Genomic DNA, 14,787 nt, shown 5'->3' with positions numbered 1-14,787 from the left:
TTAACTAGTAGTTGTAAAAGTCTTAATCGCAGCCCATTATCTCTCAATACTCTCATATATTTCTCCTCCAGTATCTATCATCAATTAATTGAAAAAAGAGGATATATGCTCATATACTGAACATAATAACCTCTTATTAGTTTAATCTTTTTAAGTTTTAAATGGTACATCTTTTTTACAAACGGTACGACTTTATTTAAAACTTGCTATGCCTGAAAGAACACTCCAATGCTAATGATGATCTATCCGTTCGTACTAATCGCCAACAGGCGTTTTAGGTTGTCATCAATAAATGTATTATCGGCACTGTTGATCCCGCGACCGGCAAAATGACCCCAGATCGACTCGATAGGATTAAAAACAGCATTAGGTATAAGCTTAGCCTCATATTCGTTTTCGTCCGCTGTGCAGAAGAGATCCGTGGACCCTGGCATGATGCAGGCAAGCGCTTTAATGCTTTTGAGCGCCTCATCGAAATCTCCTTTATAGACGGGGTTTGCACTAATATCTGTAAATTGGCCTGTCCATAACATAGCTAGGACATTGTGCGGATCCATCTTCATAAAGCTATCCTCCCAGACGCCAGCCACAAAATCTGCCAATGATTCATATCCTAGCTCGCGATAAAGTTCCTCCCTGTAAAACGCCTGCGATAAGCCCCATCCTGCATAGACATGGCCAACGGCGCGCATGTCTGCAGAAGTCAACTGGTTTAGTTTACTTGAATCGAAACCAACTGCAGCCATGAGCGCAGCTTTCATTCCGTCCAGGACCACAAACGTTTGGGGCCAGGTCTTGGCAGCTCCGGCGAAAGGTGCAATTCGTTCCACCATGTCTGGATAACTTGCCCCCCATTGGAATGATTGAATGCCTCCCATTGACCATCCAACTACGAGAGCGATCTTTTGAATGCCGAATTTTTCAGTCATCAGCCGATGCTGCAATTTAACGTTGTCATAGATGGTTACCTGTGGAAAATTAGCCCTGTCGAATGGGGGAGGCGTGTTACTGGGAGACGAAGATAATCCGTTGCCCAGCAGATTTGGTACGATGATAAAGTATTTTTCAGGATCTAGTGCCTTTCCATTACCAATTAACCACTCGTTGTTTTTATGTGTATCTCCAAATGCAGTAGGATAAACAACTACATTACTTTTGTCTTGATTTAATGTCCCGTAGGTCTTAAATGCGAGAAATGCGTTAGGTAACGTCACACCAGATTGTAATGTAACACTCCCAAGTTCAAAGATTTCATAATCCATAATAACTGACCCCTTTCATTGATTCATTTCTTTGTCTTTATTATAAAGTGGTGTTATTGTTAATGGAAGTAAACATTATTGAATTCACCATTCAAAAAAATTGAACAAAAGGATGAACCACTATGGAAATACGCCAGCTTATTACCTTCAGAACGGTTGCCTCAACACTAAATTTCACTCGGGCTGCTGAAGCACTCAACTATGTTCCATCGAATGTCACGATGCAAATACAAGCCTTAGAGGAAGAACTGGATACTCAACTTATTGACCGTTTAGGGAAGCAAATTGTTCTCACTGACGCCGGAAAACGATTCTTATTACATGCCGAAAAAGTGTTAAACAGTTTAGATGAAGCACATTTAGCCATGAAAGAAAATGAAGAGTTAACGGGTACCCTCACTATTAGTGCCAATGAAGTCCTTTGTTCTTACCGCCTACCTGCCGTTTTTCGGTCTTTTCGTTCTCGTTACCCTGGCATGCGGCTGATCTTTCGCCCTTTTGCTAACCAACACCTTAAACAGAGTCTTTATGAAGGAAGAACGGACATTGTTTTTATGTTGGAGGAGCCAGCTAGATCAACTAATTTTATTATTGAACCTTTAATTGAAGAACCCTTTCTCCTTCTCGTTGCGCCAGACCACCCACTCGCAAAACGGACAAACCTTCGTCCTGAAGATTTCCAAGGGGAATCGTTTTTGCTTACAGAGAAAGGGTGTACCTATCGCACACTCTTTGATCGATCATTAGAGCAACAGGGGGTTCATGAAGGTATTACTAACTTGGAATTTACGAGCGCGGAAGCGATTAAACAGTGTGCAATTGCTGGTATTGGCATTGCCTTCCTGCCCGAAATAGCAGTAAAAGCCGAGCAGGAACGGGGCGAACTGGTATCTCTCCCGTGGGAAATGCCCAATCTTCAGGTTGCTACCCAGATGCTATATCATAAAGATAAATGGCTTTCGCCTGCTATCAAGGCTTTCATAGAAATAACACGGAACGTTTTTGCCTTAAAGTAAAATAGTTGGGGAATGGATCAAGATTTGCTGCCCGTTAATCGATTTCGAATCAAGAACGAATAATCGTTCTTATACCACAAACTAAGTGCCCGTTTGTGGTATAACCTTATAAAACCCTTGCCACAAGAACCCTTTAGACAAAGCATAACCAAAGGGGTAAGCTTCGCATCTTTTTATAAACTCGAGACTTTATTTCAACTCTACATCAAATGAAGAAAAGTCCAAACGAATGGCTACAATAAACATTTTTAATAAAAAACCATTTAAAATGTTGTAATTAGTGATTAAGTTCTTGAAATGATGTCGATATACTCTTAAATGGACCTTTTCGGTGGGGAGGTTGGGCAAAACACCCAACATCTAAATGATTACGGGACAGACTTAGATACGCACATGGAATCTTTTATATGAATAGAAAAAGGCATAAATAGTAGTTAAAATCCACTAATTATGCCTTCTTAAAGTGTCAACTCATTGATTTCACCAATTTTAAGTAAATAATTCCTTTATTAAAGCCTATTTTCTATAACCCCATCAATTTTTACGAATGTTTATTTTGCTCGTATTCATTCATTTTCTCAAATATTTCTTTTTCCTTTTGATCATTCGGTAGTTTATTTAAATATTTGTATTGAAAATAATTTAACCTTGCAGTAGGTCCAAATTCAGTTTTTGACCAATTTATATAATCATAATGAACTTTTAGCTTCCGTTCTTCATCAACTATTAAAGTTACAGAGAACCACTGCTCCTGATCATTTTTTATAAAAATTTCTTGCAATTCAACTGTCAGATCGAATATTTGATCTTCATACTCATTATAAACACTTCTGTCTACATTATAAATATCTGGAATATAATAACAATATTTATATTCATCACTTTCAAAAGTATTGAAGAAAAAAAAGACTCCTCCCTCTCCAGCTTTAATTTCCCCTTGAAAATAGAATTCTTTCCAATCTACAGGAATTGCATCGCTTATTGTTTGTGCTATCTTTTGATACATCTTATTTAATTCTGTTTCAAATGCCATTAACATCGACCTCCAGCCTTATTTGCAATTCTTTTCGTTACTGGTAATTCACCCTCAATTTGATATGTTACTTTAAATTTGTCCGGCCTTATAGAATTCCCAATATACTTAGGCTCAATATTAACTGTAACTTTCCTTGGTGGGATTTCCTTCAAGGCACTTGCCCATTCTGTCTCCATTTCATACCACTTACCACCTTGTCTATTTTCTGGCTATTTTGTGGTACAAGATTATCAATATCTGCTGGTCCATTGAATTGCTGTACTATAAAAAATTAGGCATTTCATTAGTTAAAACACACCCTTTAATCACAAAAGCACATGTGCCTTATAGACAATCAAGTGCTTTTTGAAAATGGTCAATGTTATAAAGTAGACTTTCTATCCACAATGAATTTTACGTAAACTAACAAACTTTTAATAACTCTTGAGATCGAAAACGATAATTTAATTAACTCAACTTTCGCACCGTCAAAAACATAGTTAGTTCAAGACATGCAAGTGCTTGTAGTCGTTGAAATATGATCCTTGACATTACGTTTAAACATGAAAAAACACCTCAACATTTGGTATAGTTGATTTGACGAGAATCACTACCAAAATAGAAGAGGTGCTCCTACTATGATAGCGGAAAACGACCAAAACAAGCAACTGCCAAACGAAATTAAACTAACTTTTAAAGAATTGAACGTGTTAACACACTTTATTACAAAGTCTTTTGGATTTTCTTGTGCCTATATTTTCAAGTTGATCTTTTGTTTAATCTTTGAAAACAAAAACTGGTTTCGCATGCTTGAAAGCAAGAAATCTTCGGATGTTCCGGCCAAAGATACCGTTTATCGTTTTTTGAATCAACCCACGTTCAACTGGCGACGTTTTCTGCTTTCACTAGCTGCTTATACATTGCAAAGGTGTCAAAACTTACGCATCATAACCGCCCAAAAGTACTTATTTTAGATGATTCATCATATGACCGGAATCGAAGTAAACATGTCGAACTTTTGGCTCGTTGCTTTGATCATGCATCACAAAAAATGCGTTTTTATAAAGGGTTTCGTATGCTTACCCTTGGTTGGTCAGATGGTGCAACTTTCATGCCGATAGATTTTTCTTTGCTGAGTTCGAAAAAGAGCCAAATAAACGGTATGTCCGAAACAATTGACAAACGTACCTCGGGATACAAACGTCGTCTGGAAGCGTTACAGGCAGCACCGGAGCAAATCCCAGATATGCTTAAGCGTGCCATGAACGCCGGAATTGATGCCTCTTATGTGTTGATGGATACATGGTTCACCGAAAACCACTGCGGTTTAACTTTACTAAGTGGTTTCACTCCATAGACCGCGTGACTAGAGAAGCCTGTCGAAACCACTTCACGATGAAGCCATGGCACCTTGCCGAGCTTTTCTTTTGCTGCATCAATCTTGTTCTGAATAAATTCCTTGCTATAAGGAAATTTACTGCTGGCCACATTCGGTGATTTACCCGCACCCTTTAATTTGGAAACAGCTTTTACCCCTTTTAAAGCCCATGTACTTGGGTTCAAGGCTGCAACGCCGACCCGGTGACATACATGATTCCTTTCTTCTACAGAACGCCAGACACACAGAAAAGCACCAGTTGCCTTTGGACAATCAAGTGCTTTACTTTTTTACTGGGTATATGACTTTAAGCAACTAGAATTTGCTAAAATTATATTTCTACATATTTTTCCATTGATAGGAGTTACTCATCCCGTCTTGATTGGAAGCTCAGTTGACTATAGTACCATTGATTTGAGTTTGTTCTTTCTTTTCCATGTCACGATAAACTTACAAAACTGGTTTTGTTAAATCGGGTTTTCCGGAAATTCACTATAATATTTATCGATTAAAGCCTTAAAATTTTCATCATTTGGTACTTCGCCTAAATACTTATGTTTCCAAATAATCAATTGGTCACTAAAACTGTAATCTGTATCGAACCAATTTGTATAATCGTAATGCATATTAAATTTTCCGTTACTCTCAAGAGACATTGTAAAAGAATACCAAGGCTCTTGTTGATTATTCTTAAATATATCCCTTAGTTCCTTGCTTAATTTGTATAGAGCATCATCTTTTTCCTCAAATTGATCTTCGTCAATATCAAATTTGTAAGGAATTTCTAAACTATATATATAGTTTTCTTCATTCTCAGGCGTATTATAGAAAAAGTAAGTTCCACCTCCCGTTTCTGATACTTGACCATAAAAGTAAAACTTCTCCCATTCTTCTGGAATCATTTCATTAACTGTTTCAGCTATTGCTCTATATTTTTCATTCATTTCCTTTTCCATACTCAATACAATCAACCTCCTGATTGATTCTCAATAGTTTTCTTAATCAAGCCCTTACCTTCAATTTCATAAACCACTTTAAAAGAATCAGGTCTTAGTGAATGCCCGGAGTAAATTGGTTTAATTTTTACAAATACTTTTTTAGGTGGTATCTCTTTTAAAGCATTTGCCCATTCAGTCTCCATCTTATACCACTCACCACCAGAGCGATTGATTTGACTATTCTGAGCAACGAGGTTATCAATATCCCCTGACCCATGAAACTGACTTCCTATTAAATGACCACCGTCATCATCTGGTAATCTATCTTGTCTACCGACTACCCTTTGCATCCTTTTATTCCTTTTTGCTTCTTTAAGTATCAAATTGTCTGCATTTACATCTACTATTCTTCCTAGCTCATCAGTCCGGTATTTATAACCGTCTTCTGTTACATATTTTACATTCGGAGCTAACTCTCTTCTACCATACTTACCTCTTTTGTAGTGCTTACCATATTCCACTTCTTTTATTTTTTTGTCTAATATGTTGGTATTTGAAGAATTACCTCTACCGTTACCTTCACCCTTCACCGCAAACAACTGCGGGTGAACCTCACTAAGTGGCTTCACTCCATAGACCGAGTGACGAGAGAAGCCTGTCGAAACCACTTCCCGATGAAGCCATGGCACCTTGCCAAGCTTCTCTTTTGCTGCATTTATCTTGTTCTGAATAAATTCCTTACTGTAAGGGAATTTACTACCGGCCACATTCGGCGATTTACCTGCACCTTTTAATTTAGAAACAGCTTTTACGCCCTTTAGTGCCCAAGTACTTGGGATTACGGCTGGCAGAGCAGAACCAGTGACATACATGATTCCTTTTTCTTCTACGGAATCGGTAAAAGATTGAGCGACAGATTCCACGGCACGCATGGGGTCTTTTACAAATTGTACCACAGCTTCTTGGTAGGAATCAGCCGTTTCCTCTGCTTTATCTCTTAAAAAAGCTGGTTCGATTGGATTCGGTATTACTCCCGATAGAACGATAATGCCCAGGTCCCCTGCGACAGTTAATAGTCCGGTAATCATGCCAAGGACGCCGTCAATCAGCCCGTTCACAAGATCCCAGGCACCCTTGCCAATAGTTTCTGCGACATCCCATAACCCTTCGAAAAAGCTGGTATATTTGCTCTTAATGTTTGCAGCCAAGTCGTTATACGCATCATCGGCATTTTCGAACGGTTTTACTTTCGTATTATACAGGTCCCACAGGTCATCCATTTTGTTTTGCAGTTTCGTTTGCGTCGATTGGATACTTGACTGGATGCTTTCCAATTGTCGCTTATTGAACGCGCTTGCTTCTTTTTGAGCATCGGTCGGATCCTCGAACAAACCAAAGAGAGAAGCGGGTGACTGGTAGCTTATGTTTAATGCCTTGGTGACATTTGATGTGACGCCACTTTCGACCTGGTTCAAATTGGCCCAAATATCATTCCGGTCCACACGCATTATCGTGTTCCTAGCGATAGGAGAAATGTAGGCGGTTGTATCGGTTACATAATTCTCGAATAGGGAAAGCAGGTCATCCACTTGTGTTTTGTACTTCTTTATTTCGTCCGTGGAACCATCGATCCGCTGATTCCAGGCATCAATACTTTTCCCATCATTGGTTTGCATGAAGGTTGAAGTATTTGGTGGAAGAAATCTATGAAACAGGTAAAAAAGTGGAAAAGAAAACCATGATGGAACTCGAAAACATTATAGATCGAGCAAAAGCATTGAAAAATGGTTTGTGGAAATAGATCCGCAAAAATGTAAAAGGGTGTGAAAATGGGAATGAACGTATAAAAATTATGCATGGGGTAGGGGCACTGTGTCCAAAATAAAATCGCATTTTCATTCCCTTTTGTGAACCTTTATGAGAATAAAGGTCAAAATGACTCCATTAATGTATGGAATATTTACGTTTGTCTACATATTGACTTATTTTTTATCATGCCTAAATTATTATCGTAATCTCGCAATTCACCCATAATTTCTTTCAATCGATTAATATTATTAATTAATTCCTCGTAAGGTTTAGATATTTTCTTCTATAAAACTGCAATTAACAATTAAGATGCTCCTACAACAACTTTTAAAATGTTGACACAAATTTCCTCTAACTCTATATAATTATGAACAAAGGTGAGCAGTAAAAATATTGTTAAAACTTCCGGTTAAATATGAAATCTGTTTACAAATATTCGTATTCAAATTACGACATCCTGGTAGCCAACTTCAATTACTTTTTCATGTATAAGACGAACCCCCAAGCCGTTCTCTATATCCCACGTACAATCAAAGATTATCCCAATATCACGACCTTCATTAATATCTGCATGCGGAACAACAATCCCAACTAATTTTATATTTTCAAGTAATTGTTCCTTTGTTTCTATTAAAGGATAATTCTGGTTACATTCAATATCGTAACCTAGTTCATGGCGGTTTTGGTTGTAATAATCCAGAATAGGTTTCAATAACCTTGGTTGTATGTCTTCCCAATTTTTCATTAATGATTGATATGATGTATATTGATCTTCATCAAACTTGCCATCTTCTTCACCATCTACCATCAAGGCTATCTCAGTTTCTTTTCCAAAAAAATGAATAGTGGTATCTTTTGCCCAGCCAAAGTCATACTCAAGTTCACCAAAGATCGGATCCCCTATAGTCATTTTAATATCTCCTCTTTTTGTTTATTTGCAAATCCTCCAGGTTCAAAAGCACCCGCGTTTATTTCTCCTACACCACCTAGGTGTCCGAATTCAATATTTATTTTTGTTGGCAAAAGTTGCATTGTTTTAACATCATTCAATTCATGCCATGTTAATTTGTTTTTTTCACGGTATACCTTTATATCTTTTGCACTGATTTCACCAGATTCCATCCCAAATTGTCTTGCAAATTTAGGTGAATTATTAAGTTGATCAGCCAATTTTTGATCTGATTGAACAAAATTGGCTCGCAGGGCTTTCCCTCCAAAACCCCCTTTTCAACCTAGCATATAGTTAATTTCTACCTTTGCTTTTGCTACTGGTGAAAAATCAGGAACAGCATTTTTATACTGGATGCCATCAATCTCAACTTCATCTAAATTTTGTTTTAACAGATGGTCTGGTTGTGGTTTTAGATTCACCCCTTATCCCTTCAAACTCAACCTTTAGAAAAAATAGCACCTGTTGCCATAAAGACAACCAAGTGCTCGTGTAATATAATACTAATCCTATCTTAACCAACAATCATATTTATATCTAATAGTTTTTAATTTGTACCCTGTAACAACTTTATACAAAATGTCTTCTCACCTAAGCTCTTTCTTCGTTTTCTTTCTATTATTGTACCAAATGCACATAATGGAAAAACCATCGTGTTTTTTGATTCTAATGTTCTTTTTCTGAAATTAATCATGTAACTTATTTAGAAAATCTGTAAATGTTTCTGCAATAAAGTATACATTTTCTCTAGCTCGGTCTTCCACTTCCTCTTCTGTTAACCCCTCTTCTCGCATTAGCATTTCCTTTTCTCCAGCATTCTCATGTTCCCAAAATACTACAATTGGATTATCTTCATGATTTTTGTAGTCAAAACATATTAGATTTCCGGAGGGATCAAAGGCAAAAGGAACTATTTTTTCTGGAAGTGTATCCCTATAGTCTTTGAAAACTTCCAGTATATGCTCATCATCTTCATTATCATATGTCAGTAATGTTCCGAACACCTTTTCTTTTCCTTCAACTTGAAAAAGTTCAGGACTTACATGCGCACCATTATATTCCATAGCAACTTCTATGTAATCTAAGGGAAACTTCACCCCTAATTTTTCTCCTACACTCTCTACTTCTTTTCTAGTCACTTGTTCATCCCATGATCTCCATTCTACAGTACTCATCTAATACCATCTCCCCATAATTTATTTCCACCTAAATGATTTACTTTGTGAGTCTTACTTACTACAAGTTGCATCTTACCAGGTACCTGATGATGATGCCATGTCAGCCCTTTAATTCTGGCTTCACCATTTTCAATATCTCTAAGTTGCTTGGCTGTAAATAAATCCTTAGATACTTCCCCTTTTTCGATCGCTCTTTTTAACATTATAGTACATTCTTTAAATTGTGTATCATCGGTTGCTTTAAATAAACTCTCTTTCAGTTTCAACGAAAACTTAACATCATCACCTTTAAAGATCGGGAAACCTAAAACATCATAATCTACGCCTTTCACATGTTTTCCTCCTGCTAATCCTTTATTAATTATATTGTTTTTTGGTGAAGCATTCAAATAATCATCCACATGCCCCACTACGGTTTTAAATTCTTCAATACTATCATAACCGTGTTCCTTGATAGTTGTATCATCTATAACCTTCAAAAAGTCATCAACACTTTCATAACCTTTCGGAACAATGGATCTATTAATTACATTTCCATTTATGTCATAATCATTTTTAATTACCTCATCAATTTCAGAATGGTGAACATTACCTCTACCCTTACCTTCACCCTTCACCGAAAACCACTGCGGTTTCACCTCACTAAGTGGCTTCACTCCATAGACCGAGTGATTAGAGAAGCCTGTCGAAACCACTTCACGATGAAGCCAAGGCACCTTGCCAAGCTTTTCTTTTGCTGCATCTATCTTGTTCTGAATAAATTCCTTGCTATAAGGAAATTTACTGCTGGCCACATTCGGTGATTTCTTACCTGCACCCTTAAATTTAGAAACAGCTTTTACGCCTTTTAAACCCCAGGTACTTGGGATTACAGCCGGTAAGGCAGTTCCGGTGACATACATGATACCCTTTTCTTCCACAGTATCGGTAACCGATTGAGCGACAGATTCCACTGCACGCATCGGGTCTTTTACAAATTGTATCACAGCTTGTTTATAGGAATCGGCCGTTTCCTCTGCTTTATCTCTTAAAAAAGCTGGTTCGATTGGATCCGGTATTGCTCCTGATAGAACGATAATGCCCAAATCCCCTGCAACGGTTAATAGACCGGTAATCATGCCGATAACTCCGTCAATCAGCCCGTTCACAAGATCCCAGGCACCCTTGCCAATAGTTTCTGCGACATCCCATAACCCTTCGAAAAAGCTGGTATATTTGCTCTTAATGTTTGCAGCCAAGTCGTTATACGCATCATCGGCATTTTCGAACGGTTTTACTTTCGTATTATACAGGTCCCACAGGTCATCCATTTTGTTTTGCAGTTTCGTTTGCGTCGATTGGATACTTGACTGGATGCTTTCCAATTGTCGCTTATTGAACGCGCTTGCTTCTTTTTGAGCATCGGTCGGATCCTCGAACAAACCAAAGAGAGAAGCGGGTGACTGGTAGCTTATGTTTAATGCCTTGGTGACATTGCTCGTGACGCCACTTTCGATCTGGTTCAAATTGGCCCAAATATCATTCCGGTCCACACGCATCATCGTGTTCCTTGCGATAGGAGAAATGTAGGCGGTTGTATCGGTTACATAATTTTCGAATAACGAAAGAAGGTCATTCACTTGTGTTTTGTACTTCTTTATTTCGTCCGTGGACCCATCGATCCGCTGATTCCAGGCACCAATACTTCTCCCCTCATTGGTTTGCATGAAGGTCTGAACTTTCGTAAGTGACTCCTTCATCCCCTCAAGCGCCTTTTTATATGTTTGGAGCTCGGCAATAATCTCATCCAATACGCCGTAATTGATTTTCAGGTCACGCTTCACGACCCGTCACCCCCAATTGCCTTAGCTGCCTCTTCATCTACCTGTTTCATGCCATCAAGTACGGCTTTGCCAGCTTGATAGATTGTCTCCATCTGGTTGACTAAATCCTGATTCACATCATTATTCATGTTATCCAAGAGTGCATCCACTTTTGCAATGAAGTCCGAGTTGAACGCCTCCAGCCGGTCGCTTGTATTGGAGCGAAACGTCGTCGTGTAGCCGGTAAAATCATCAATACCGGTCCGTAATTGACTCAAGATGTTTTGCAGCTCCACAAAATCTATTTTAATCGCTTGTCCTGCCACATTGGCACACCTCCTGTCCACACAACATTAACGAAAATGCACCGATTCGATTTCGCCAATTAATCGGTCCAGCTCGGCAACCATTTCATCTACAATGGCGCCCATATCTTCTCCTACCGATGCATTTTCCAGGTCCATATCCTTAAAGTTTTGCTTTATTTCATCGCGGGCATCCTTTAAATTATTGATAATCCCCGAATCCCATCCGCCATATAACAGATTATGGCAAAAATCATAATCATATAATCCCATTACACGTCACCCGCTTTTTGTTCCATTTCTTGTTGGAGTTCTTTCATATCATGGTTGGAAAATTCAATGGAGTTCAAATCTTTTTCCACAATAAATTCTTGTTTCATCAAATACACAAAGGCTTCTTCCATCCCATCACTGAATCCTTTTTGCACGACCCGCTTGATCAACGGAGCGGTAAAATGAATTTGTGTGCCGGCTTTCATCTCGCCGACCGGATAGATAACCCCCACATACGGAAAATAGCTGTTATAACCCTTTGGACCGATAAATCGTCCGGTGATGACTACCTTTGAAGGAGATTCCAATTGACTGTCAGGTTTAAAATAGGCTGGATTCAACTCAACAATCGAACCCAGTGGCAAGACTTCCCGCATGATTTCAATCGTATAAGCTAATAACCGTACATAAGAATCTTCATCCAGCGTAAATTGTTTATTGGAAAACAAAATGGTATGGGCGGCACCTTCATGCTTATAGGTGATGATGTCTTGTTGATGATGCAGATTTAAGGATGGAAGGTTTTCTTTATATGCCTGATAAAGATGCTGCAATAACCGGTTATCTTCCAGGTACAAGTGAAAAAATTCATGTATAACAGGGACAGATTCCGCTTGAATTTCACCTGCGAACGACTGGATAATTTGATCTATCTTCCTAAAAGCAAGCTGCTTTAGCTGTTGGTTTAAATCATCTGTCATGAACATCCACTCCCCCTTTCCCAAACTTGGTAAAAAAGACCTTTTCTCTTATTAAAATAATAATTCGAAATTCAAGCAATTACAATGCGCCGATTTACCCGGGTCCAAAGTTTTAATTATTGTTGCTGCACCATTTCTTAACATGACCTGCAAAAAGTGAAAGAAAGCCACCCGGCCCTAAACCGGAAGTGGCTTTTTTTCAAAGGAAGCCCCTGATTTTTTCCTCCTAACACAAATACGAAATAGGAGTAACGATCAATATCGTAAATATAGCCCTCTCTGCCCATATTACGAGTAATTCCGGGATGCTACCGGTATCTCCGCCTGAAAGAATACAAGGAACAAGCGCTGAAAAAAATGATGGCTGAAACGGATAAGACCGAAATGATCCAATAATAAGGACATAACAAACTATTCTAAGCAGTATATAGACTCCTTTCCGTATAGAACAACCCATTACAGAAATACTAACATCTTAAAGAAAGTATTATCTGTAATCCTAAGAAATGACCCTTTACGAAAGTGAAAATGTGAAGGGAAATTTAGAAAGGGGAACGAAATGAAACGAGTAACTTCGGAGGTAACAGCAGTTTTTTGGGTTACATTAACAATAACAGTAGCCATGTCTATTTGGGGATCAGTTGCTCCTAAGGCACTTGAAAATTTTTCAAACATGATTATGGTGTATATTTCTGTTCATTTTGGCTGGTATTATTTATTAATGGTATCATTGTTTGTCGTGTTCTGTTTGTACTTGATTTTCAGTCGTTATGGCAAGATCAAGCTAGGTAAGCCAGGGGATAAGCCTGAATTTAGTTACCCCTCATGGTTTGCCATGCTATTTAGTGCTGGTATGGGGATAGGGCTTGTGTTTTATGGTGTTGCTTCACCTGTCTCACATTATATAAAAACGCCGCCAACGGCCGACCCAGGTACGCGCGCGGCCTTGGAGGATTCGTTACGTATTACGTTTTTTCACTATGGTGTTCATGCATGGGCGATCTATGCCATTATTGCTTTAGTGCTTGCATATTTTACATTTCGCTGCGGGAAACCTGCATTAGTTAGCGCTACCCTTGAACCTCTTTTTGGAGACAAAATACACGGGACTTGGGGGAAGGCTATAGATATTATCGCTGTATTTGCGACGATTGTCGGTGTAGCAACTACCCTTGGGTTTGGTGCGACCCAGATTAATGGGGGTTTTACCTTTCTGTTTGGGGTTGCTGATGAATTCTGGGTTCAACTTGTTATCATTTTGGTCGTAACGGTTTTATTTATGATCTCTGCTTACTCCGGACTCGGTAAAGGAATCAAATATCTAAGTAATGCCAATATGACGATTGCGGGGCTTTTATTCATTGCTACATTAATCCTTGGACCAACGATGTACATCGTGAATTCGTTCACGGATACATTAGGGGCATATGTTCAAAGTCTTCCTAGTGAAAGTTTGCGTATATCTCCTAATAATGAAGGAGAGAGACAGTGGGTGATGGACTGGACTGTCTTCTTCTGGGCATGGTGGATTGCCTGGGCTCCATTTGTCGGAATCTTTATTGCTCGAATTTCAAAAGGTCGTACCATTCGGGAATTCTTATCGGGGGTTTTGATTGTCCCTTCTGTTGTTAGCTTTCTGTGGTTTTCGGCATTTGGAATGTCAGGTATACATGCACAAAATAATGGTTTAGATCTTGCCAGCCTACCAGATGAACAAGTACTGTTCGGGATGTTTGAACAATTTCCGTTCAGTACGATCTTATCCATCCTTGGTATTTTGCTAATCGGTACTTTCTTTATAACTTCTGCGGATTCGGCTACATTCGTTTTGGGCATGCAAACTACTAATGGATCCTTATCACCGTCTACAATTGTTAAGTTCGTTTGGGGCATTGCTCAATCAGCAATCGCTGCCGTGCTTTTGTATACCGGTGGACTGCAGGCCCTGCAAAATGCTCTAATTTCAGCAGCGTTTCCGTTTTCGTTAATCATGTTATTAATGATTGTCTCCTTTTATAAGGCATTGAAAAAGGATAACAGATTGAAGTAAAAGGATTAGAATACACTCTCATCGACAGGCAACCCAAAAAAGATATAATCCCCGCAAAAATATTATCGGGAATTATATCTTTTTATTAAGGAACTTTTTCAGCAATCTCTA

At 38.6% G+C, this 14,787-nt stretch carries 13 protein-coding genes and 3 pseudogenes; 4 read left to right on the top strand and 12 right to left on the bottom strand.

Annotated elements, in window-relative coordinates; genetic code table 11:
• Positions 1–242: 242 nt before the first annotated feature.
• Positions 243–1,262 (bottom strand): alpha/beta fold hydrolase, encoded by a 1,020-nt coding sequence (locus CZ382_RS18685; RefSeq protein ID WP_088052671.1) that lies wholly within the window; start codon positions 1,260–1,262, stop codon positions 243–245.
• 122 nt (positions 1,263–1,384) lie between these two features.
• Between CZ382_RS18685 and CZ382_RS18680 the strand changes: the two genes are divergently transcribed.
• The gene (locus CZ382_RS18680) at positions 1,385–2,278 is read left to right on the top strand and encodes a LysR family transcriptional regulator (protein WP_088052670.1); all 894 of its coding nucleotides are present in this window, start codon (positions 1,385–1,387) and stop codon (positions 2,276–2,278) included.
• Between the two features lie 541 nt (positions 2,279–2,819).
• Here the strand turns inward: CZ382_RS18680 and CZ382_RS18675 are convergent.
• Together CZ382_RS18675 and CZ382_RS18670 are read right to left on the bottom strand one after the other, a co-directional pair.
• Complete coding sequence (locus tag CZ382_RS18675) at positions 2,820–3,311, bottom strand: immunity protein YezG family protein (protein ID WP_088052669.1); 492 nt, start codon at positions 3,309–3,311, stop codon at positions 2,820–2,822.
• Positions 3,311–3,490, bottom strand: a complete 180-nt coding sequence (locus CZ382_RS18670) for a DNA/RNA non-specific endonuclease (RefSeq protein WP_200809547.1) — start codon at positions 3,488–3,490, stop codon at positions 3,311–3,313. Before CZ382_RS18670 ends, CZ382_RS18675 begins: the two co-directional genes overlap by 1 nt.
• Positions 3,491–3,931: 441 nt before the next feature.
• On the opposite strand from CZ382_RS18670, the pseudogene CZ382_RS18665 reads away from it, so the two are divergent.
• Positions 3,932–4,608: pseudogene (locus CZ382_RS18665) on the top strand (IS4 family transposase); the annotation flags it as partial.
• Between the two features lie 530 nt (positions 4,609–5,138).
• Here the strand turns inward: CZ382_RS18665 and CZ382_RS18660 are convergent.
• Positions 5,139–5,627 carry an antitoxin YezG family protein gene (locus CZ382_RS18660; protein WP_088053543.1) on the bottom strand — a complete coding sequence of 163 codons (489 nt, stop codon included), beginning with the start codon at positions 5,625–5,627 and terminating at the stop codon, positions 5,139–5,141.
• A gap of 11 nt (positions 5,628–5,638) precedes the next feature.
• The gene (locus CZ382_RS24905) at positions 5,639–7,285 is read right to left on the bottom strand and encodes a DNA/RNA non-specific endonuclease (protein ID WP_407701308.1); all 1,647 of its coding nucleotides are present in this window, start codon (positions 7,283–7,285) and stop codon (positions 5,639–5,641) included.
• A 14-nt stretch (positions 7,286–7,299) separates the two neighbouring features.
• Here CZ382_RS24905 and CZ382_RS24995 point away from each other — a divergent pair.
• Positions 7,300–7,436: pseudogene (locus tag CZ382_RS24995) on the top strand (ISAzo13 family transposase); the annotation flags it as partial.
• Between the two features lie 424 nt (positions 7,437–7,860).
• On the opposite strand, the gene CZ382_RS18650 reads toward CZ382_RS24995, so the two are convergent.
• The 7 genes and pseudogenes from CZ382_RS18650 to CZ382_RS18620 all read right to left on the bottom strand — a co-directional run bounded on the left by CZ382_RS18650 (position 7,861) and on the right by CZ382_RS18620 (position 12,626).
• Positions 7,861–8,328 carry a DUF6985 domain-containing protein gene (locus CZ382_RS18650; protein ID WP_088052668.1) on the bottom strand — a complete coding sequence of 156 codons (468 nt, stop codon included), beginning with the start codon at positions 8,326–8,328 and terminating at the stop codon, positions 7,861–7,863.
• Positions 8,325–8,814, bottom strand: a pseudogene (locus CZ382_RS18645) (HNH endonuclease); the annotation flags it as partial. The pseudogene CZ382_RS18645 and the gene CZ382_RS18650, both read right to left, overlap by 4 nt.
• A 239-nt stretch (positions 8,815–9,053) precedes the next feature.
• Positions 9,054–9,542, bottom strand: a complete 489-nt coding sequence (locus tag CZ382_RS18640; RefSeq protein ID WP_088052667.1) for an SMI1/KNR4 family protein — start codon at positions 9,540–9,542, stop codon at positions 9,054–9,056.
• Positions 9,539–11,368 carry an HNH endonuclease gene (locus CZ382_RS24400; protein ID WP_235000474.1) on the bottom strand — a complete coding sequence of 610 codons (1,830 nt, stop codon included), beginning with the start codon at positions 11,366–11,368 and terminating at the stop codon, positions 9,539–9,541. Before CZ382_RS24400 ends, CZ382_RS18640 begins: the two co-directional genes overlap by 4 nt.
• The gene (locus tag CZ382_RS18630) at positions 11,365–11,673 is read right to left on the bottom strand and encodes a hypothetical protein (protein WP_088052666.1); all 309 of its coding nucleotides are present in this window, start codon (positions 11,671–11,673) and stop codon (positions 11,365–11,367) included. Before CZ382_RS18630 ends, CZ382_RS24400 begins: the two co-directional genes overlap by 4 nt.
• Before the next feature lie 27 nt (positions 11,674–11,700).
• Complete coding sequence (locus CZ382_RS18625) at positions 11,701–11,925, bottom strand: hypothetical protein (RefSeq protein WP_088052665.1); 225 nt, start codon at positions 11,923–11,925, stop codon at positions 11,701–11,703.
• Positions 11,925–12,626, bottom strand: a complete 702-nt coding sequence (locus tag CZ382_RS18620) for a DUF4176 domain-containing protein (RefSeq protein WP_159457835.1) — start codon at positions 12,624–12,626, stop codon at positions 11,925–11,927. Before CZ382_RS18620 ends, CZ382_RS18625 begins: the two co-directional genes overlap by 1 nt.
• A gap of 559 nt (positions 12,627–13,185) precedes the next feature.
• On the opposite strand from CZ382_RS18620, the gene CZ382_RS18615 reads away from it, so the two are divergent.
• Positions 13,186–14,676, top strand: coding sequence for a glycine betaine uptake BCCT transporter (locus CZ382_RS18615; protein WP_088052663.1), 1,491 nt, complete (start codon positions 13,186–13,188; stop codon positions 14,674–14,676).
• The last annotated feature ends 111 nt before the right edge of the window (positions 14,677–14,787 follow it).

This window comes from Virgibacillus dakarensis, from assembly GCF_900155625.1.
Lineage (GTDB): Bacteria > Bacillota > Bacilli > Bacillales > Amphibacillaceae > Lentibacillus_C > Lentibacillus_C populi.
This window is presented reverse-complemented; position numbering and strand designations above follow the sequence as displayed.